An 18,831-nucleotide genomic window follows, 5' to 3' on the forward strand; every position below is an offset into this window, starting at 1 on the left:
CATGAGCCATTCAGAACACACCACCACCGCAGTGCTGATCGTCGGCGCCGGCCCGGTCGGGCTGCTGCTCGGCATCCAGTTGCAACGCTTCGGCATCCCACACCGGCTGATCGACAAGCGCCTGCAGCGCCAGCCGTTTTCCAAGGCCTTCGCGATTCACTCGCGCACCCTGGAAATCTTCGAAGACCTGGGCCTGCTGGGCGCACTGCTCGAACGTGCCGTGCAGGTTGAGCAGATGCACATCTACAGCAAGCGCAAGCGCTTGATCAGCTATGACCTGGGCCAGCTCCAGGTGCCCTTTCCGTTCACCGCGAGCATTGCCCAGAACACCGTCGAAGACCTCCTCGAAGCCCACTACCAGCAAGCAGGCGGGCACGTGGAGCGCGGCGTTGAGCTGCTCAGCCTTGAGCAGAACGAGCAGGCCGTGTCGGTCACCCTCAAAGGCATCGATGCGGACCTTGAGCAGGTGCAATGCGACCGCCTGGCAGGGTGTGACGGTGGCCAGAGTGACGTGCGCCAACTGACCGGGATCACTTTCGACGGGGGCATCTACCCCCAGCCTTACATCATTGCCGATGGCACGCTGGCATGGCGCGGCGATAACAGCAGCGGGCATGTCTTCACCTCAGGTGACGGCTACCTGATGCTGTTCCCACTGCCCGGTGGCAAGCACCGCGTGGTGATCAACTGCCAAGACCCCACGTTGACCAGCGCCGACCTGACCTGCGAAAAGGTCAATGCCAGCCTGCAACAGCGTGGCTTCGGCGACATCAGCCTGAGCGACCCGGTATGGCTGTCGGTGACTACCTTCCAGCATCGCCTGGCCAGCGACTACAGCGTGGGCCGGGTGTTCTTGGCCGGCGACGCGTGCCACGTGCACAGCCCGATCGGCGGCCAGGGGCTCAACACCGGTTTTCAGGATGCCTACAACCTGTCGTGGAAGCTCGCCCACACACTCAACTATGGCGCCCGACAGGCGCTGCTCGACAGCTACCAGGCAGAGCGACGGCCGGTGGCACAAACCGTGCTGAAGAACACCAGCCAGCAAATGCGCATGCTGAACGTGAAGCGCCCGTTGCTGCGTTTTCTGCGTGATGCCGTGGTGCCAAAACTGGCCCGCACCGCACGCTTTCAAGCACGCATCGTCAACCAGGCCACCGGCTTCCAGATCGACTACCACACCAGTGCCCTGAGCGTTCCCGCTTCGACGCCAGGCACCTCGCCCCTCAAGGCCGGGCAACGGATGCCCGATGCGCTGCTGCGCGATAAAGCCGGCAACGCCCTGCGCATTTTCGACCTGCTCCAGGGCACCCACTACTCGCTGTTCGTGTTCACCGGGCCCGCCGCTGACAGCAAAAACCAGCTCGACTCGATCAAGCGGGCGCTGGAGACATCGAACTGGCCCAAGGACTTTTTGCGCACCTACCTGATGGGCGCACCGAACCTTACGACTGCCACCGCGGCTCGCGGCCTGGCGACCCGCTATGACCTTACCGACACCCTGCGCGAAACCCTGGGCGTCGAGCACGGCCGCCTGCTGCTGGTAAGGCCCGATGGCTACCTGGCGCTGCATTGCCCGCTGGCAGAGGTCGAGCAACTGCACCGTTATTTCGCACTGTTCTACCCCACCCGCCGCACACCGACCTACGCCGGCGAAGCCCTTGCGGCGCTGGAGGCCAGCGAATGAGCCACCCCGCGCGCTTCTGCCCTGCTCACCCATCACGACAAGGAACCGTTCTGTGACGTCCTATTCTCAGCGCTACGCTGCTTTCATATTGAGGCACAAGAAGGCCACCCTCGGGACGCTGGCCCTGATCACGCTGTTCTTCTGCGTGCAACTGCTGTGGCTCCAGGTGAACCCCTCTTTGTTCCTGCTGGGCAAGGACTTCAAGGGCCGCGTGCTCATGGCCGAGGCGCGCCAGCACTTCAGCGGTTCCGGTGAACAGATCCTGGTCGGTGTCGTCACCTCCGAAGAGAGCATCTTCAACCCCCGTTCCCTGGCTGCAATCAAAACACTTACCCAGCAGTTCAGCGAAATGACGCTGGTGGACGAGGATGACGCACAACAGCTCGGCAGTGCCGCACTCGACCCACAAAGCCAGGCCATGGTCGGGCGGATTCTGGCCGACGGGATCACCGCGCGGGACAAGAACGACCTCAAAGCACTGTCGGCCCATCTGGCAACCCTGCCCGACTGCCCGCCGGCGGTCAGGGACTATGTGGCAGACCTGACCATTCGCGTGGCCCCGGTGGTGAATGTCAGAAGCCTGGCCGACGTCGAGAACATCGAACTCAATGGCGACGCGCTGGACGTTCACGACCTGATGACCGACGTGCCGGTCGATGCCCAGGCCTTGAGCAAGCTGGCAGAAGAAGTCTTCGACAACGAGATGTTCGTCAACTCGCTGATTTCGCCCAAGGGCAAAGCCTCGATGATCCAGATCGAACTGGCCGTGGACGAAGAAGACTCGCGCAACCTGCAGCGCGCCTACGCCGAGGTACTGCGCCAGGTCAGCGAAATCGCCTCGCAGGATGCCTTCCCAATCGGTGGTACCGCCACGTATTACGCCGCCATCACCGACATCGTCGAGAAGGACAACAACACCTTCCTGCCGTTCGTGGTGCTGGTGATCTCGCTGTTGCTGTACATCAGCTTCCGTCGCTGGCAGGGCGTGTGGATCCCACTGATGATCGCCGTGCTGTCGCTGATCTGGACCATGGGCCTGGTCAGCGCGACGGGATTCAAGCTGAACATCATCACCAACATGATCCCGGTGTTCATCATCTCCATCGCGGTGGCTGACTCCATCCACTTCATCACCGCCTATTACGAGCGCGCCGCCGAAAGCGACCCGCACACCGCGATCGAAGAGACCATGCACCACCTGCTCATCCCGATGAGCATCTGGTCCTTCACCACGGTGGTCGGCTTTGCCGCCATGGCCTTCACCAACCTGACCTTCATCAGCGAATTTGGCATCTTCGTGTCCATCGGCGTGGCCTTCGCCTTCGCTATCACCATCACCTTGCTGCCTGCCCTGCTGCCGTACCTGAAGGTGCCCAAGCAACAGATCAAGAAAGCCAACGACAACAGCTTCATGCTGCTCGTCGACCGCTTCAGCAGCGCAGCCAACCGCTTGTCGCGCAAGGCACCGTGGGCCCTGATGAGCCTGAGCCTGGTGCTGCTGGTGGCGGCTACCTACATGAGCTTCCAGGTACGCGTCGACAACGAGAACATCTCGTCATTCTCCAAGTCCACCGCCGTGCGCCAGGACAACGACGTGCTCAACCAATACTTTGGCGGCACCGTCCCTGCGTCCATCTGGCTGCGCTCGGAAACCAAAGACATGGTCAAGCGCCCAGAATTCATCAACGCCCTGCGCCTGATCGAACAACGCCTGAAGCAGCACGAGCAGATCGGCTACACCCTCTCGCCAGCCGACTACCTGAACCGCATCAATGAACTGATGGCCGACGACGGCAGCCCGCAGCTACCCGCCAACGCCTCGGAAGAGCTGATTTCGCAGTACTTCCTGCTTTACGAATTCGGCAACGGCAGCGAGATCAAAGACGTCGTCGACTACAACTACAGCAGCGCCCGGATCATCGCCACGGCGTATACCGACCGGGGCACCACCTGGGAAGCGATCATCGATGACGTGCGCAATTATGCCGCGACCGTCGTCCCCAAGGGCGTCACCGTCGAGGTCTACGGTACCGGCGAGCTCCAGGCCAGCAACATCCCCGAGATCGTCAAAAGCCAGGCCTACAGCTTCGGGTTCTCGTTCCTGATCATCGCCGTGATGATGCTCGCCATCTTCCGTTCGTTGAAGATGGCCATCGTCAGCATGGTGCCCATGACCTTCACCCTGGCCCTCATTGGCACGCTGATGCTGGCCCTGGACATCCCGCTGGACATCGGCACGGCGATGATCTGCGGCATCTGCTTCGGCGTGGGCATCGACTACACGATTCACTTCCTGAGTGTTTACAACACCTACGCAAAAGTACCCGGCACCAATCATGAACAAGTGCTGGCCAAGACTGTCGTGTCGGTAGGGCGCCCAATCCTGATCAACTCGCTGTCGCTGGCCAGCGGCTTTGCCGTGCTGTGCCTTTCGAGCTACGCCGCCATCGTCAACCTTGGCTTGCTGACCGCAGTTTCGATGGTGGCCTGCGCCTTCTTCACGATGTTGCTGATTCCGGCCACGCTGCGCGTCTGCGTCAACTTCGTACCCGTCGAGCAGGGGGAAGATCATCTTGAACCCGTTGCCAGCTGATCGCGGCCAGCGGCCGGCGATGCAAACCGCCCCACTGAACCGCACGTTGATGGCGTTCGGCGAACGGCCCCAAGGCGCACCGGTACTGGTGTGTTTCGGGCCTGCAGGCTGTGGTCCGAGCTTTTATCGCCGCTGGGCGAAGTCGCTCGATGCGCCGACGCAGTTGCTGGCCGTGCACCTGCCCGGCCGCGAGGGGCGCCACCGTGAAGCGCGCGTGACCGACTTCTCGCAGTTGGTGACGCAGCTTGCCGATGACATTCACGCCCAGGTCAGTGGTGAGTATTCGTTCTTTGGCCACAGCCTGGGCGCCGCCCTGGGCTTCGCCGTGGCCCAGGAAATGGAAAACCGCCACGGGCGCAACGCCAGCAAAGTGCTGATTTCCGCGCGTACGGTGCCGGACGAAACCCGCCTCACCGACGTCGACCCTGAGTGCTCAAACGCGCAGATGATCGAGTTTTTGGTGTCTCTGGGTTGCCTGCCGCCGCAATTGGCGGCCGACACCGAGGCGATGGCGATGTACCTGCCGATCATCCGCGACGACCTGCGCCTGAACCTCAATGCCCAAGGCCACCGGTTCGGTCGCGTGCAGGCCGACCTGGTGGCGCTGGCAGGCACCGGCGACACCCTGGCGACGCCCAGGCAGATGCAGCGCTGGGCACAGCACACCCATCGCCACTTCGAACAGCATGACTGCCAGGGCGGGCACTTTTTCATCCTGGAGCAAGAGCGGCAGGTCATCGACCTGCTGCGCCGCCTCGTCCACCCAACCCACACAATGGAACTGTAAAAACATGAAAAAGCTCAACCTGGCCGCACTGCTGCTCAGCGTCGTACTGCCGTCAGCCTTTGCCCAGACCTACACCGGCGAGCAGGTCATGCTGCTCAACGAAGACTCGCGCAAAGGCCTGACCGAAAGCAGCGACGTGTTCATCACCATGACCGATGCCCGCGGCAATGTGCGTGAACGGACCTTGAAGCTGCGCATCGACGACGGCAACAAGGCGGCGCGCAAATCCTACCTGGAGTTCGTCGAACCCAAGGATGTGAAAGGCACGCGGGTGCTGGCGCTGGAGAACGCCGATGCCGATGAAGACGCAGACCGCTGGATCTATCTGCCCGCGCTGCGCAAGGTTCGGCGCATTGCCGGGGCAGACCAGACGCAAAGCTTTGTCGGCACCGACTTCACTTATGAAGACATGTCGATCAGCGATGGCGTGGTGGGGGTCAAGAACCACAGCTACAAGATCCTGCGCGAAGAGACCATCAAGGACAACAGTGGCGTAGACCGCCACTGCTGGGTGGTCGAAGCCATCCCGACCAGCGCGAAACAGATCGCGCAGGGCTTGTATGGCAAACGCATCATCTGGGTTGAGCAGCAGTACTACACAGCCATTCAGGAACACTACTTCAACAAGAACGGCGAGCATTTCAAGGTCCGCACCAGCTCGGATATCCGCCCGTTCCCAGCTGCAGGGGGCACTACCGAGTGGCGGCCGAACCTGTTCTCGATGAAAAACCTGGAGACCGGCCACAGTACGAATGTGCGCTTTGAACAAGTGCTGGACCAACCCATTGACGCGAAGATTTTCACGCGGCGGTTCATGGAGATCGGGTTGTAACAAACCGGGCAAGGCTGCAGGTGGGGGCTGGGTTCCCCACCGTTTGCAGCCGTGGACGAAGGCATCGATCCTCATCGTTCCCCTGCACATCGGAAACGTGTGGAAATACAGCCAAAACCAAGACAAGCGTTTCCCTGGGCTATGATCAGCCTTTTTTAGCCTGGCTTTATCCGCCATGGCCTGAATTCACATGGAAAGGTAAGGACGCTTGAATCCATGACGAGCTGGAATGCTTTCTATGAGCGCACGGACAAACGAGCCCCCTCACCGCTGCTCAGTTGCGCAATTGATCACGTCAAACATCAACACCCGCGTCACGCCGTAGACCTGGGCTGCGGCGCCGGAAACGAGGCGTGGCAACTGATCCAGGCTGGGTGGCATGTCCTGGCCATCGACAAAGAGCCTGAGGCCGTCGCGCGGACGATCAGCAAGTGCTCGATGAACGACGCGGCCATGCTCGACGCAAAAGTGGCGGACTTTGAGTACCTCGCCCAGCTGCCGGCGTCGATGCTGATTCATGCGGGGCTTGCCCTGCCCTTTTGCCACCCTGCGCGGTTCGATCACCTCTGGGGCCAGATTCGCGACGCCCTGCTACCAGGGGGTGTTTTCGTAGGGCATTTCTTCGGCATGAGGCACAGCTGGGCAAGCCAGGAGCAGATGTCTTTTCATGGCGTACCGACTGTTCAGAGGCTTGCAGAAGGGCTGGACATTCTCCTGCTGCGTGAAACTGAAACCGCTATGGTCATCGACTCCGAGTCAGTGAACTGGCATCGGATAGACGTCATCGTGCGCAAGCCGTAGTGTTCCCCCTTTAGCCTTTTGTCATTCGCTGTTGGAAGCCCCAATGAATAAATTGATCCTGCCTGTCGCCATCTTCGTTTGCGTAATCATCGCTGGGAAGGTAGCCGAGCATTTCGAGGTGCAGGGCAGTTGGAGAATCGGCTTGCTGTGCCTCGTGGCAGCCGCCGTCCAGATCGTCGTGAGTCGTTTCCAGCGCTCGCGGCAGCAAAAAGCCCAACGCTGACAAGCCTGCTGCCTTGCTCCCCAGAGCAGGACCTCACTTGCCCGCCTTGGCGGGCTTTCTTGTGTCTTGAGTCGTCGCAGTCAGACGCAGCGCCCCGGCACAGCATTGACGCCCGCTAACGTGGCAAATGAAATGTCTTTTGCCGTGAGCAGAAAATCACTCACATAAGGCACTTCGAGCATGTCGCTGCGAACAGCCGCAAATAGCATGGCCTGCAACCCTTCCTCCCCCAGACGCTTGGCGATCACATAGCCGCGCGAGGTGTACTCATGCACGGCCCAGTTCGGCAGACAGCAAACACCACGGCCGCTGGCCACCAACTGCATCATCATGACCGTCAGCTCTGAGGTGCGCACCTGAGCCGGCTCGATGTCGGCAGGGTCAAGGAAGCGGGTGAAGATGTCCAGGCGGTTGCGCTCGATCGGGTAAGTGATCAGGGTCTGGCTGGCGAGGTCGGTGGGTTCAAGGTACGGCTTTTCGCGCAGGGCATGATGCTTATCAATGGCCAGCAGTGCCTCGTAACCGAAAAGCGGCACGTAGGTGATCCCTGGCAGGGTTACAGGGTCGGAGGTCACCACCAGGTCAAGGTCCCCCCGCTCCAGCGCCGGCAGTGGCGCGAACGACAACCCGGACGCCAGGTCCAGTTCAACCTCCGGCCATGCACTGCGAAACTCATCAACCGACGGCATCAACCATTGGTAGCAACTGTGGCACTCGATCGCGATGTGTAGCCGCGCGGCCACGCCGCCAGCCAGCTTGCCCAGGTCGCGCTCGGTCTTGCGAATCAGCGGCAGCACCTGGTCAGCCAACTGCAGCAGCTTGAGACCGGCGCTGGTGAAGCGCACCGGCTTGGACTTGCGCACGAACACTTGCATGCCAATGCGATTTTCCACATCCCGAAACTGATGCGACAGCGCCGATTGTGTCAGGTGCAGGCGTTCGGCGGCGTCGTGCAGGCTGCCCGTTTCGCGCAAGGCATCGATAGTGCGCAGGTGTCTCAAGTCAATCATAAGCACTCAAGCCGTGCACTGTGCGGCGAGGTTGAAATACTGCCCTTTGAAATACAGCAATGGCTGCGCAGTAGCCGCCTCTTGCAGGTTCAACGCTTTCACTTCACCGATCACAATCAGGTGATCACCGGCAGTGTGTTCCGCATGAATCTCGCAATCAAACCAATGCAGGCTGCCGGCAATGATCGGATTGCCAAGCGGCGAATGCTGCCATTCGACGCCACGCCACTTGTCCGTGCCTCGCCGAGCAAACTGGTTGGAAATCTTGACCTGCTCACCCGACAGGATATTGACTGCAAACCGGCCTGCCTGGCGAATTTTGGGGTAGCTGGCCGAGTTGGACATCACGCTGAAGGACACCAGCGGCGGGCTCATTGACACGCTGTAGAATGACTGGCAAGTGAAGCCCAGCGGCGCGTCATCAAGGTGCGATGTAATGACCGTGATACCGGATGCGTAGTGCCCTAGCGCCTCGCGAAAGCGCAGGGGCTCGATAGCAGTACTTGCAACAGACATAGTAAGTCCTGAATAGTGGGTGCAACCCAGCGCATCAAGGAAGTTCTGAAGCAGCCGTAGACTGCCTCTCCCCTTCCCGCACACGTTCTGGGTTTAACTCAGTTCGGGTTCTGAAGTTCTCTTCGAACAATTTCCGCGCCTGCACTCAACGCCTTTAACTTGCCGCTTGCCACGCGACGAGGCAAAGGGGCCATGCCGCAGTTGGTGCAAGGGTAGAGCTTGTCGGCCTCTACAAACTGCAGTGCTTTTCGCAGAGTATTGGCCACTTCCTCGGGTGTTTCGATGGTGTGGTTTGCCACATCAATGGCCCCGACCATTACCTTCTTACCTCGAATGAGTTCGATGAGGTCCATGGGAACACGCGCGTTGTGACACTCCAGCGAGACGATATCAATACTGGATTGCTGCAGCTTGGGAAAAGCCTCTTCGTACTGGCGCCACTCTGACCCCAGCGTCTTTTTCCAATCGGTATTCGCCTTGATGCCGTAACCGTAGCAAATATGCACAGCCGTTTCGCATTTTAGCCCTTCGATTGCCCTCTCCAGGGTGGCCACCCCCCAATCATTCACCTCGTCGAAGAACACATTGAAGGCAGGCTCGTCGAACTGAATGATATCAACCCCCGCCGCTTCTAATTCCCTGGCTTCTTGATTGAGAATCTTCGCGAATTCCCACGCCAGTTTTTCGCGGCTTTTATAGTGATTATCATACAGCGTATCAATCATCGTCATCGGACCCGGCAGCGCCCACTTGATGGGCTGCTTGGTTTGCTGACGCAAGAACTTCGCATCTTCAACAAATACCGGTTTTTGACGGGTGACCGCGCCCACGACCGTCGGCACGCTCGCCTCATAGCGATCACGAATTCTTACGGTCTCACGTTTCTCGAAATCAACGCCGCCGAGGTGCTCGATAAACGTCGTCACAAAGTGTTGGCGCGTTTGCTCACCATCGCTGACAATATCGATACCTGCCTGTTGCTGTTCGTGCAACGACAACCGCAACGCATCGTGTTTTCCTTCAGCCAATTCATCACCCTGAAGTTTCCAAGGCGACCAGAGCGTCTCAGGTTGTGCAAGCCAAGCGGGTTTAGGCAAGCTGCCAGCAGTTGAAGTAGGTAGCAGTTTTTTCATGACATAGGGCCTTGTGCATTTAGATTATTCAAAGCGCGAAATTAGACGCCCATTGCTCAAGACGTGCTTGATAGGGCTTGATGAAGTGCGTTTCAACAAACTTGCCTTGCTCAACCGCCAGGCGGCCACGCTCTTCTCGATCATAAACAATGCGCGTCAACGAGTAATCCTGGTGCGTCAAGCTTGGCTGGTAGGATTGCCCTGCTGCAGAATTTGCGTTGTAGATTTCAGGTCGATAAATTTTTTGGAAGGTATCCATCGTACTGATGGTACTGATGAGTTCAAGATTGGTGTAGTCCGCGAGCAAATCGCCGGCAAAATAGAACGCCAACGGTGCCGCACTGTTGGGCGGCATGAAATAGCGAACGTTCAACCCCATTTTCTTGAAATATTCATCCGTTAACGAATATTCATCCTGCGCGTACTCAACCCCCAATACAGGGTGCTGGTTTTCCGTTCGATGATAGGTCTTGCTACTCGAAACGCTGAGGCATATCACGGGCGACTTACTAAAGTAATCCTTGTACGCATCTGAATTCACGAAGCTCTTGAATAGTTTCCCATGCAGGTCCCCAAAATCCTCGGGCGCACTGAACTCAGGTCGATTTTTATTATGCTCCAGCAACAGCACGCTAAAGTCATAATCTCGCACATAGGATGAGAAATTATTCCCGACAATACCTTCAATGCGCGCGCTGGTTTTTCGATCGACAATCGTCGTTTTCAACAGTTCAATCAACGGCAGCGCAGGACCACTGCGTTCGACACCGACATGCATCTCAACGGAAATGATTTCAAGCTCGACCGTATAACGATCGCCATTGGGGTTATCCCAATGCGCCAGCGCATTGAAGCGATTGTCAATCATCCCCAAGGTATTGCGCAAGTTTTGCTGCCGGCTCTCGCCCCTCGCCAAGTTGGCAAAGTTGGTGGTGATACGTGTATTGTCCGACGGGCGATAGTGCTCATCAAAACAAATACTCTTAATAGCAAATGCAAAGTCATTGCTCATTGGTCTAGCACCCTAATCCCTGATGTTTTTTCAGCGCATCCTGTGACTTTTTCCAACGGTTAACCCACTCGTGTTTGCGCTGTCATTAAGGGACATTCTAGGCCCGCCCACTGAGCGAGTGCTAATGAATTGATTTCACAAACTCTTTAGTCATATTCATGCGGTGATGGCAGCGTGGCGCACCCCTATATGAATAAGTATGCCCATCAAAAAACATACCCCCAAAGCAACGGGCAATACTGTAGCCGGTAGTCTTTACCTGCTGAATAATTGCTGGAGGCTGCGCGAGTGGAGGCTTTCTACAGGCCGACCAAAGTTCAAGCGTGATTTTCATCGCCCTGTTCATCGCCGTAGTAGCTCACGCCGATACGAATGATATCCCTGCCTTGAGCCTTGCGGTGGTGGTTGGTGTCTCGCAGCGAGTAGATACAGCCGCAGTACTCCTGTTGGTAGAAGCGCTCACGCTTGCTGATCTCGACCATACGGGCTGCCCCGCCGCCCTTGCGCCAGTTATAGTCCCAGTAACTGATACCCGGATACTTGGCCGCCGAACGATGACCACACCCGTTGATCTGCTGCATGTCCTTCCAGCGTGAGATACCCAGCGAGCTGCTGATTACCGAGAACCCGTGCTCATGGGCATACAAGGCGGTGCGCTCGAAGCGCATATCGAAGCACATGGTGCAACGCTCACCACGCTCTGGTGCATGCTCCATGCCTTTTGCACGGGCAAACCAGTTATCGGTGTCATAGTCGGCATCGACGAACGGCACGTTGTGCTGTTCGGCGAAGCGGATGTTCTCTTGCTTGCGCAGCAGGTATTCGCGCTCGGGGTGAATGTTGGGGTTGTAGAAAAAGAGGGTGTAATCGATCCCGGACGCCGTAATGGCCTCCATTACCTCACCTGAGCACGGCGCGCAGCAGGAGTGCAGCAGCAGGCGATCAGCACCGTCCGGCAGGGTAAGTGTTGGTCGATCGATGATACTCATGCCATTCCTCGCAAAAGCACAACGGGACGCCAGGCGCCCCGTTTGCACATCCTTCCTGAATCAGGGGCTTCGCCACGCAGTTCACGGGCGGCCCCAAGCCTGATCATCCGGGCTGCTTCAGTCTCCGGTGAGGCCGTGGTCAGTGACGAAACATTCAAGAGAGGGATTGTCAGGAACAAATGATCATGTGGCAAACTCATTTTTTTTGCACACAACTGTAGTTTTTCTCATGATCGAACACGCGCAAGCATGCATTGGCAGCGGGGGCCGACTGGAGCACATCTACTACGGCTAAGGGAGCCTGCCACTATGACAAGACGTTGGCAGTATGCCTGAGATGCTCACTCTAATAGCGACCGTACAAGGGTCGCGGTAGGGACGGTAGTTACCTGCCGCCCCAGCAGATTGCGTACCGTGTCCCTCAGCGCTGCTCCTTAGGACACTCCTGTGCGACTATAGCCAGAACCGACATTAACTGAAGAGTCGCACTATGCGCTTAAAGTTTGCTGCGCTTTTATCCACGGGTCTACCAGCAGTGGACGGGAAATTCAACTCACCTCACCCGCTTCGCCACCTCTGCATTTGCTGTCCGTGACTGTTGCAGCGACCGTCCCTACGCGAGCAGGACGCCAACATGACCTTTAATGCTGATACTTGAGATTGCTCGGTCGGTATTATTCAATTCAAAATCCTATCGCTCGGATCGTCAGGTACCGTAAACACTAGGAAGGCGCTTCCGCCGAGTGCTGTCGACTTGTTCATGCAACAAGGCTGGCCTCTCCGCATGATGCAATAAGCCCTAAACGATGTACGTCTTGCGGACTCACAGCAGGCCGACAGCCCCCGCGCAGACAAACTTTTACAAACAATTACTTGATAGCGAAATCCACTTAACATTAAATAATCTCCGCTGGAGATTTAGTAGGCCTCCATCGCACCACAAAAAACCAAAAGATGATGAGAAATCAATAAAACCTACTCCCCAGCAGAACATAAATGCAATGCCAGCAACTCAGGAGCTGCCAATGATAGTAACACTAACCAAAATCACAAAACACAACTATGAAGCAGTTTGCGAACTCGAAGTCACAGAGGAGCAAGAGGATTATGTGGCCAGTAATACCTGGTCACTCGTCGAGGCCGCATACAATCGCGAATATTCAGCTCGGGCTATTTGCGCAAATGGAGAACCCGTCGGTTTTTTTATGTGGGTTCAAGAATCAGCAAGTAAAATTTCCATCTGGAGATTCATGATTGATAAAAATCATCAACAGAAATCCATTGGTAGAAAATCCTTAAATCTTGCACTGGAAGAAATAAAGAAAACCGCAAATCTAAAAGAAATTGAAATTTGCTACAGCCCCAAAAACCCAGTGGCAAAAAGATTCTATTCTAGCTTTGGGTTTGTTGAGATTGGTATGGATGCAGACGACGAAGACATGCTAGCCATAATTAATTTGTAGGAGGCGTCGGCGAAGTTGAGCTTATCCGCTATCTGGCCAATGGCTAGGTTGCTGTATGCAAGGAGCGCCTTGATCTCCAGAGTCACCTGCCGATCAATCAGATCCTTCGGGGTGCCATTGAAAAACACGTTGGTTAACTGTGACGGACAGAACGGCGTGATATTTAGAACATTCGCATAGAACTGTTCGTCTTTTTACATGACCATCCGCATTGTGTTACTGATAACGTCAGCCATCGCACCATCGACCTTCAAGCGCTCAGCCTCTTGCGCTGCATCGATGGCTGCTTGTTTAGCACGAGACTCAGCAAGCAGTTCGCTCAGACGGTGATGCACTTTCTCCGCTGTCCCAACCGCATCCACCCACCAGTCGATCGACCAGATTCTGACAATCTCCCACCCTAGCCCTCTCAGCACGAGTGCTCGGAGCTTGTCGCGATCCCGTGCCGTTGCGCTGAGGTGATAGGTAGCACCATCACATTCCACACCAGCAAGGAATCGGCCTGGAGCATCAGGATGCACTACACCCAGGTCTACTCGGAAGACGATTAATCCGCGATAGCCCTGGTGCTTGTGGGCTCATTTTCTCGGGAGAAGAAACGCTCGTGCTCTTCAGAGATCTGAGACCGTTGGGCAGAATAATCCAGGGACGCTCACTGAAAGCCAGCGCCCAAAGTATGGGCTAGGGTATGGGCTGAAACCGACCAGACACAAAAAAGCCCCGAAAAATCAGGGCTTTAGTGATAAATAGTGGCGGAAGCGTAGAGATTCGAACTCTAGGATAGTTGCCCATCGACGGTTTTCAAGACCGTTGCCTTAAACCACTCGGCCACGCTTCCAGCTGGTTTTGCGGCCGCCATAATACCGTAATGAAACACGCTGTCAAACTCTCTGTGTCGCGGGTTGCAGGAGCTCTGATAGACTCCTAGCATCTGAACGTTCGAAACCACAGGTTTACCAAGGAGTGTCGCCATGCGCGAACAGGATTACGCCGTACACCACGGCCAGCAGGTCGAGCAGCAGGAGATCAGCAAGGTCCTGCGCAACACGTACAGCCTGCTGGCACTCACCCTCGCCTTCAGCGGTGTCATGGCCTTCATTGCCCAGCAGATGCGCGTCGGGTACCCGAACATCTTCGTGGTGCTGATCGGCTTCTACGGGCTGTTCTTCCTCACGAACAAGCTGCGTGATTCGGCTTGGGGCCTGGTGTCCACCTTCGCCCTCACCGGCTTCATGGGCTTCATCCTCGGCCCTATCCTCAATCGCTACCTGGGCATGGCCGGTGGCGCTGAAGTGGTCAGCTCGGCATTCGCCATGACCGCACTGGTGTTCGGTGGTCTGTCGGCTTACGTGCTGATTACCCGAAAGGACATGAGCTTCCTCAGCGGCTTCATCACCGCCGGCTTCTTCGTCCTGCTGGGTGCGGTGGTTGCCAGCTTCTTCTTCCAGATCAGCGGCCTGCAACTGGCGATCAGCGCTGGCTTCGTGCTGTTCTCGTCGGTCTGCATCCTGTTCCAGACCAGCGCGATCATCCACGGCGGCGAGCGTAACTACATCATGGCGACCATCAGCCTGTATGTATCGATCTACAACCTGTTCGTCAGCCTGCTGCAGCTGTTCGGCATCATGGGTCGCGACGACTGATACCGTGTTGGATGAAAAAGCCCGCTTCGGCGGGCTTTTTTGTGCGCTCAAGATTGACTTAAAGGTCAGGTAATTAAGCGAATGGTCGCCGAACGTGCCGCCATCCTGCATTTCTCTACCGCAATCACTCATCAGCCCGTAGAATGCGCTCCTTTTTTCTTCCGGGGCGGCTTTCTGCAATGAGCTCACACGAACACAGCCCAGGCGTATCGGCGCCTGCCAATGAACTGGTGCTTGGTCTTGAGGACAAGCCACGGCTGCTGATCGGCCTGTTGGCAGCGCTGCAACATCTGCTGGCGATCATCGTGCCGATCGTCACGCCGGGCCTGCTGATTTGCCAGGCATTGGGCGTATCGGCGCGGGACACCAACCTGATCGTGTCCATGTCGCTGGTGATCTCCGGTATTGCCACCTTCGTGCAGTGCAAGCGCTTCGGGCCGTTTGGTGCGGGATTGCTGATTGTTCAGGGCACCAGTTTCAACTTCGTCGGGCCGCTGATTGCCGGCGGCGCACTGATGGTCAAGCAAGGCACACCGGTGGAAGGCGTGATGGCCGCCATCTTTGGCGTGGTGATCGCAGGTTCGTTCGTGGAGATGGGTGTTTCGCGCATCCTGCCCTTCGTCAAACGCCTGATTACACCACTGGTGACCGGCATCGTCGTGCTGATGATCGGCCTGACCCTGATCAAGGTCGGCCTGATCAGCATGGGCGGAGGCTTTGGCGCGATGGCCAATGGCACTTTCGCCAATGGCGAGAACCTGCTTCTGTCGGGCGTGGTGCTGGCGATCATCGTCATCCTCAACCGCATCCCGGTGGTGTGGATGCGCAGCTGCGCCATTGTCATCGCCCTGGCGGTGGGCTATGCGCTGGCCGGCTACCTGGGCCGCCTGGACTTCACCGGCATGCACGAGGCTGCACTGTTCCAGGTGCCAACGCCCCTGCACTTTGGCCTGAGCTTCTCGTGGGCGCTGTTCATTCCGATGCTGGTGATCTACCTGGTGACTTCGCTGGAAGCCATCGGTGACGTCACCGCCACCAGCAAGGTCTCGCGCCAGCCGGTCGAAGGCCCGGTGTGGATGCAACGGATCAAGGGCGGGGTGCTGGTCAATGGCGCCAACTCGTTGCTGGCTGGCCTTTTCAACACGTTCCCCAGCTCGGTCTTCGCCCAGAATAACGGCGTTATTCAGCTGACCGGTATCGCCAGCCGCCATATCGGTATCTGGATCGCCGTGATGCTGGTGGTGCTGGGCCTGTTCCCGTCGGTTGCCGGCGTGATCCAGGCGGTACCGGAGCCAGTACTGGGTGGCGCGGCCATGGTCATGTTCGGCGCGGTTGCGGCCTCGGGTATCAACATCCTGGCCAGCACCCAGCTGGACCGCCGCGCGCTGCTGATCATTGCCGTGTCGCTGGCCCTGGGCTTGGGCGTGGCACAGGTGCCGGAGTTCCTGGCCCACATGCCGGCGGCAATCCGCAATGTGCTGGAGTCGGGCGTCGCTACCGGTGGTATCTGCGCCCTGTTGCTGAACTGGTTCCTGCCAGAGAGCAAACAACACGCCTGAGCCCCGCAGGCCTGATCTGAAAAGCCCATCCCTTTCCACAAGGCCGCGTGCCCTTGTATGAGCGGGGGTGGGCTTTTTTGCTTTATCATGGCGGCATTCCTTTGCATGAGTTGTCCATGAAATTCGCGATCGCGGTTTTTTCCCCGGCCCATGCGCCCTCCTCGCGCCGCGCCCTGCGCTTTGCTGAGGCGGTGCTGGCCGGCGGGCATGAGATTGCCCGGTTGTTTTTCTACCAGGACGGGGTACACAGTGCCTCGGCCAATGTGGTCGCGCCCCAGGATGAGCTGGATGTCGCCGCCCAGTGGCGCACCTTCATCGACAGCCACCAGCTGGACGCCGTGGTATGCATCGCGGCTGCCCTGCGCCGCGGCGTGCTCGACGAAGCCGAGGCAAGCCGCTACCAGCGCCCGGCCGCGAACCTGCCCAAACCTTGGGAGCTGTCGGGGCTCGGCCAACTGCACGAGGCGGCGCAAAGTGCCGATCGCCTGATCTGCTTTGGAGGCGATTGAAATGGCCAAATCCTTGTTGATCATCAGCCGCCAGGCCCCCTGGAACGGCCCATCGGCCCGTGAAGCGCTGGACATCGCCTTGGCTGGCGGTGCGTTCGACCTGCCGCTGGGCATGCTGTTTCTCGATGACGGTGTATTTCAGCTTGCCCCTGGCCAGCAACCTACCGCGCTGCAGCAGAAAAACCTCGGCGCCAACTTGCAGGCCTTGCCGATGTTCGGCGTCGACGAACTGTTCGCCTGCCACCATAGCCTCTGCCAGCGCGGCCTTGCCGCCGACGCCCTGGAGCTGCCGGTACAGGTGCTGGACGACGCAGCCCTGAGCGCATTGATTGCCCGATTCGACCAGGTGGTAACGCTCTGATGACGACCTTGCATGTTATTGCCCACTCGCCCTTCGGCGATGACCGCCTGGCCAGTTGCCTGCGCCTGCTTGGCGCTGACGATGCACTGCTCCTGTGCGGTGATGCGGTTTATGCACTGCATGCCGGCAGCGAACCACAACGCCTGCTGCAGGCCGCAGACCTGAAACAGCGCCTGTTCGCCCTCGACGAAGACCTGCAAGCCCGCGCAGTTGCCAACAACCTGGCCAAACCAGTGGACTACGCCGCATTCGTCGAACTGTCCCTGCATTACGACAAGGTCAACAGCTGGTTATGAGTACGCTCAACGTTGGCGATCACACGGTTGCCCTGGACAAGGACGGGTTTCTGGTAGACCTGCAAGACTGGTCCCCGGCCGTCGCCGATGCCCTCGCCGCACGCGAAGGCATCCCCTTGACCGAAGACCACTGGGAAATCCTCGAACTGCTGCGCCAGTTCTACCAGGAGTTCCAGCTGTCACCCGCGACACGCCCGCTGATCAAGTACACCGCCCTCAAGCTGGGCCCGGAAAAGGGCAACAGCCCACACCTTAACCGCCTGTTCAACGGCACTCCCGCCAAACTTGCCGCCAAGCTGGCGGGCCTGCCCAAGCCGACCAACTGCATATGATCGAACCACGCCCGCTCACCCTGCAAACCCCTGCCGAACACCCGTTCGCCGAATTCGTGCGCATTCTTGGCAAAGGCAAGCGCGGCGCGCGTGGCCTGACCCGCGAGGAAGCGCATGGGGCAATGACCTTGTTGCTGGAGGACAAAGTCGAGGACGCCCAACTGGGTGCCTTCCTGATGCTGCTACGCCACAAGGAAGAAAGCGCCGAAGAACTGGCCGGTTTCACCGAGGCCCTGCGTTCACACCTGCAGGCCCCACACATTGCCGTGGACCTGGACTGGCCCACCTACGCTGGCAAGAAGCGTCACCTGCCGTGGTACCTGCTGGCGGCCAAATGCCTGGCCAACAACGGCGTGCGCATCCTGATGCACGGCGGCGGCGCCCACACCGCCGGGCGCATGTACACCGAACAGCTGCTCGAACTGCTGCAGATCCCACTGTGCCGTGATTGGTCGGCGGTCGGCACCGCGCTCGACCAGCAACGGCTCGCGTTCTTCCCGCTGCAAGACTGGGCGCCGCAGCTGCAACGCATGATTGACCTGCGCAACACACTCGGTTTGCGCTCGCCGATTCATTCCCTGGCACGGGTGCTCAACCCACTGGGGGCGCGCTGTGGCCTGCAGAGCATCTTCCACCCCGGCTATCAGGCGGTGCACCGCGAAGCCAGCCGCCTGCTCGGCGACCACGCCGTGGTGATCAAGGGCGACGGCGGCGAGATCGAGGTCAACCCGGACGTCATCAGCCACCTCTACGGCACCACGGCGGGCCAGGCTTGGGACGAAGAGTGGCCGGCCTTGAGCGAACGCCGCCATGTAAAACCGCCCAGCCTGCAACCGCAGCAGTTGATCACGGTGTGGCAGGGTGACGCCGAGGACAGCTACGGCGAAATGGCCGTGGTCGCCACCATGGCCTTGGCCCTGCGCGGCCTCGGGCAGGATCGCGACCAGGCCTTCGCCACGGCGCGTCGTTACTGGAGCGAACGCAAAACATCGATTTAATCGATTAAATACCCCGAGTCTTTGCGCTATTTATTCGAACGATTTTCCCTAGACTGGGCTCCAACGACAAACAACTGTGTTCCGAGG

The 18,831-nt window shown here is 58.3% G+C and carries 19 protein-coding genes, 1 tRNA gene and 2 pseudogenes; 14 read left to right on the top strand and 8 right to left on the bottom strand.

From position 1 onward, the window contains the following. Position 1: 1 nt before the first annotated feature. From OGV19_RS14070 to OGV19_RS14095, 6 genes are all read left to right on the top strand, one after another. Positions 2-1,687: an FAD-dependent monooxygenase gene (locus OGV19_RS14070; protein ID WP_264309333.1), complete on the top strand. Its 1,686-nt coding sequence runs from the start codon at positions 2-4 to the stop codon at positions 1,685-1,687. 52 nt (positions 1,688-1,739) lie between these two features. Continuing rightward, a complete protein-coding gene (locus OGV19_RS14075; protein ID WP_264309334.1) occupies positions 1,740-4,280 on the top strand; it encodes an efflux RND transporter permease subunit in 2,541 nt (846 codons plus the stop codon). Then, complete coding sequence (locus tag OGV19_RS14080; protein ID WP_264309335.1) at positions 4,261-5,067, top strand: thioesterase II family protein; 807 nt, start codon at positions 4,261-4,263, stop codon at positions 5,065-5,067. Before OGV19_RS14075 ends, OGV19_RS14080 begins: the two co-directional genes overlap by 20 nt. Before the next feature lie 4 nt (positions 5,068-5,071). After that, positions 5,072-5,899: an outer membrane lipoprotein-sorting protein gene (locus tag OGV19_RS14085; RefSeq protein ID WP_264309336.1), complete on the top strand. Its 828-nt coding sequence runs from the start codon at positions 5,072-5,074 to the stop codon at positions 5,897-5,899. A 216-nt stretch (positions 5,900-6,115) separates the two neighbouring features. Continuing rightward, positions 6,116-6,700, top strand: a complete 585-nt coding sequence (locus tag OGV19_RS14090; protein ID WP_264309337.1) for a class I SAM-dependent methyltransferase — start codon at positions 6,116-6,118, stop codon at positions 6,698-6,700. A 43-nt stretch (positions 6,701-6,743) separates the two neighbouring features. Further along, on the top strand, positions 6,744-6,923 hold the full coding sequence (locus OGV19_RS14095; protein ID WP_264309338.1) for a hypothetical protein: 180 nt from the start codon (positions 6,744-6,746) through the stop codon (positions 6,921-6,923). A gap of 80 nt (positions 6,924-7,003) precedes the next feature. Here the strand turns inward: OGV19_RS14095 and OGV19_RS14100 are convergent, their stop codons facing one another. From OGV19_RS14100 to OGV19_RS14120, 5 genes are all read right to left on the bottom strand, one after another. Further along, complete coding sequence (locus tag OGV19_RS14100; protein ID WP_264309339.1) at positions 7,004-7,933, bottom strand: LysR family transcriptional regulator; 930 nt, start codon at positions 7,931-7,933, stop codon at positions 7,004-7,006. A gap of 6 nt (positions 7,934-7,939) precedes the next feature. After that, on the bottom strand, positions 7,940-8,449 hold the full coding sequence (locus tag OGV19_RS14105) for a flavin reductase family protein (RefSeq protein WP_264309340.1): 510 nt from the start codon (positions 8,447-8,449) through the stop codon (positions 7,940-7,942). Positions 8,450-8,547: 98 nt separating this feature from the next. After that, complete coding sequence (locus tag OGV19_RS14110) at positions 8,548-9,582, bottom strand: methionine synthase (RefSeq protein ID WP_264309341.1); 1,035 nt, start codon at positions 9,580-9,582, stop codon at positions 8,548-8,550. A 28-nt stretch (positions 9,583-9,610) separates the two neighbouring features. Further along, the gene (locus OGV19_RS14115) at positions 9,611-10,594 is read right to left on the bottom strand and encodes a DUF1852 domain-containing protein (protein ID WP_264309342.1); all 984 of its coding nucleotides are present in this window, start codon (positions 10,592-10,594) and stop codon (positions 9,611-9,613) included. A gap of 317 nt (positions 10,595-10,911) precedes the next feature. Beyond that, complete coding sequence (locus OGV19_RS14120; protein ID WP_264309343.1) at positions 10,912-11,583, bottom strand: epoxyqueuosine reductase QueH; 672 nt, start codon at positions 11,581-11,583, stop codon at positions 10,912-10,914. Between the two features lie 1,025 nt (positions 11,584-12,608). Between OGV19_RS14120 and OGV19_RS14125 the strand changes: the two genes are divergently transcribed. Then, a complete protein-coding gene (locus tag OGV19_RS14125; RefSeq protein WP_264309344.1) occupies positions 12,609-13,046 on the top strand; it encodes a GNAT family N-acetyltransferase in 438 nt (145 codons plus the stop codon). Here the strand turns inward: OGV19_RS14125 and OGV19_RS14130 are convergent. The 3 genes and pseudogenes from OGV19_RS14130 to OGV19_RS14140 form a co-directional block, all read right to left on the bottom strand. Next, a pseudogene (locus OGV19_RS14130) lies at positions 13,043-13,240 on the bottom strand (helix-turn-helix domain-containing protein); the annotation flags it as partial. The gene OGV19_RS14125 and the pseudogene OGV19_RS14130 sit on opposite strands and share 4 nt — an antisense overlap. After that, a pseudogene (locus OGV19_RS14135) lies at positions 13,241-13,600 on the bottom strand (hypothetical protein); the annotation flags it as partial. A 196-nt stretch (positions 13,601-13,796) separates the two neighbouring features. Then, a tRNA-Ser gene (locus OGV19_RS14140) sits at positions 13,797-13,884 on the bottom strand. A gap of 133 nt (positions 13,885-14,017) precedes the next feature. Between OGV19_RS14140 and OGV19_RS14145 the strand changes: the two genes are divergently transcribed. From OGV19_RS14145 to OGV19_RS14175, 7 genes are all read left to right on the top strand, one after another. Further along, positions 14,018-14,689 carry a Bax inhibitor-1/YccA family protein gene (locus tag OGV19_RS14145; RefSeq protein ID WP_264309345.1) on the top strand — a complete coding sequence of 224 codons (672 nt, stop codon included), beginning with the start codon at positions 14,018-14,020 and terminating at the stop codon, positions 14,687-14,689. A 179-nt stretch (positions 14,690-14,868) separates the two neighbouring features. Further along, the gene (locus OGV19_RS14150) at positions 14,869-16,248 is read left to right on the top strand and encodes a nucleobase:cation symporter-2 family protein (RefSeq protein WP_264309346.1); all 1,380 of its coding nucleotides are present in this window, start codon (positions 14,869-14,871) and stop codon (positions 16,246-16,248) included. Between the two features lie 116 nt (positions 16,249-16,364). Then, a complete protein-coding gene (tusD, locus tag OGV19_RS14155) occupies positions 16,365-16,757 on the top strand; it encodes a sulfurtransferase complex subunit TusD (RefSeq protein ID WP_264309347.1) in 393 nt (130 codons plus the stop codon). Between the two features lies 1 nt (position 16,758). Then, positions 16,759-17,118 carry a sulfurtransferase complex subunit TusC gene (tusC, locus tag OGV19_RS14160; protein ID WP_264309348.1) on the top strand — a complete coding sequence of 120 codons (360 nt, stop codon included), beginning with the start codon at positions 16,759-16,761 and terminating at the stop codon, positions 17,116-17,118. After that, complete coding sequence (gene tusB / locus OGV19_RS14165) at positions 17,118-17,414, top strand: sulfurtransferase complex subunit TusB (protein ID WP_264309349.1); 297 nt, start codon at positions 17,118-17,120, stop codon at positions 17,412-17,414. Before tusC ends, tusB begins: the two co-directional genes overlap by 1 nt. Then, positions 17,411-17,746 carry a TusE/DsrC/DsvC family sulfur relay protein gene (locus OGV19_RS14170; RefSeq protein ID WP_264309350.1) on the top strand — a complete coding sequence of 112 codons (336 nt, stop codon included), beginning with the start codon at positions 17,411-17,413 and terminating at the stop codon, positions 17,744-17,746. The genes tusB and OGV19_RS14170 overlap by 4 nt, the downstream gene beginning before the upstream one ends. Then, complete coding sequence (locus OGV19_RS14175; protein ID WP_264309351.1) at positions 17,743-18,744, top strand: glycosyl transferase family protein; 1,002 nt, start codon at positions 17,743-17,745, stop codon at positions 18,742-18,744. The genes OGV19_RS14170 and OGV19_RS14175 overlap by 4 nt, the downstream gene beginning before the upstream one ends. Positions 18,745-18,831: the final 87 nt, after the last annotated feature.

Origin of the sequence: Pseudomonas putida (genome assembly GCF_025905425.1) — a bacterium.
Taxonomy (GTDB): Bacteria; Pseudomonadota; Gammaproteobacteria; order Pseudomonadales; family Pseudomonadaceae; genus Aquipseudomonas; species Aquipseudomonas putida_AF.

Bases quoted from the DNA above. Each gene is read 5' to 3' on its own strand.
- OGV19_RS14070 (WP_264309333.1), top strand. From the start codon at position 2: ATGAGCCATTCAGAACACACCACCACCGCAGTGCTGATCGTCGGCGCC.
- OGV19_RS14085 (WP_264309336.1), top strand. From the start codon at position 5,072: ATGAAAAAGCTCAACCTGGCCGCACTGCTGCTCAGCGTCGTACTGCCG.
- OGV19_RS14090 (WP_264309337.1), top strand. From the start codon at position 6,116: ATGACGAGCTGGAATGCTTTCTATGAGCGCACGGACAAACGAGCCCCC.
- OGV19_RS14095 (WP_264309338.1), top strand. From the start codon at position 6,744: ATGAATAAATTGATCCTGCCTGTCGCCATCTTCGTTTGCGTAATCATC.
- OGV19_RS14100 (WP_264309339.1), bottom strand. From the start codon at position 7,933: ATGATTGACTTGAGACACCTGCGCACTATCGATGCCTTGCGCGAAACG.
- OGV19_RS14105 (WP_264309340.1), bottom strand. From the start codon at position 8,449: ATGTCTGTTGCAAGTACTGCTATCGAGCCCCTGCGCTTTCGCGAGGCG.
- OGV19_RS14110 (WP_264309341.1), bottom strand. From the start codon at position 9,582: ATGAAAAAACTGCTACCTACTTCAACTGCTGGCAGCTTGCCTAAACCC.
- OGV19_RS14115 (WP_264309342.1), bottom strand. From the start codon at position 10,594: ATGAGCAATGACTTTGCATTTGCTATTAAGAGTATTTGTTTTGATGAG.
- OGV19_RS14120 (WP_264309343.1), bottom strand. From the start codon at position 11,583: ATGAGTATCATCGATCGACCAACACTTACCCTGCCGGACGGTGCTGAT.
- OGV19_RS14125 (WP_264309344.1), top strand. From the start codon at position 12,609: ATGATAGTAACACTAACCAAAATCACAAAACACAACTATGAAGCAGTT.
- OGV19_RS14145 (WP_264309345.1), top strand. From the start codon at position 14,018: ATGCGCGAACAGGATTACGCCGTACACCACGGCCAGCAGGTCGAGCAG.
- OGV19_RS14150 (WP_264309346.1), top strand. From the start codon at position 14,869: ATGAGCTCACACGAACACAGCCCAGGCGTATCGGCGCCTGCCAATGAA.
- tusD (WP_264309347.1), top strand. From the start codon at position 16,365: ATGAAATTCGCGATCGCGGTTTTTTCCCCGGCCCATGCGCCCTCCTCG.
- tusC (WP_264309348.1), top strand. From the start codon at position 16,759: ATGGCCAAATCCTTGTTGATCATCAGCCGCCAGGCCCCCTGGAACGGC.
- tusB (WP_264309349.1), top strand. From the start codon at position 17,118: ATGACGACCTTGCATGTTATTGCCCACTCGCCCTTCGGCGATGACCGC.
- OGV19_RS14170 (WP_264309350.1), top strand. From the start codon at position 17,411: ATGAGTACGCTCAACGTTGGCGATCACACGGTTGCCCTGGACAAGGAC.
- OGV19_RS14175 (WP_264309351.1), top strand. From the start codon at position 17,743: ATGATCGAACCACGCCCGCTCACCCTGCAAACCCCTGCCGAACACCCG.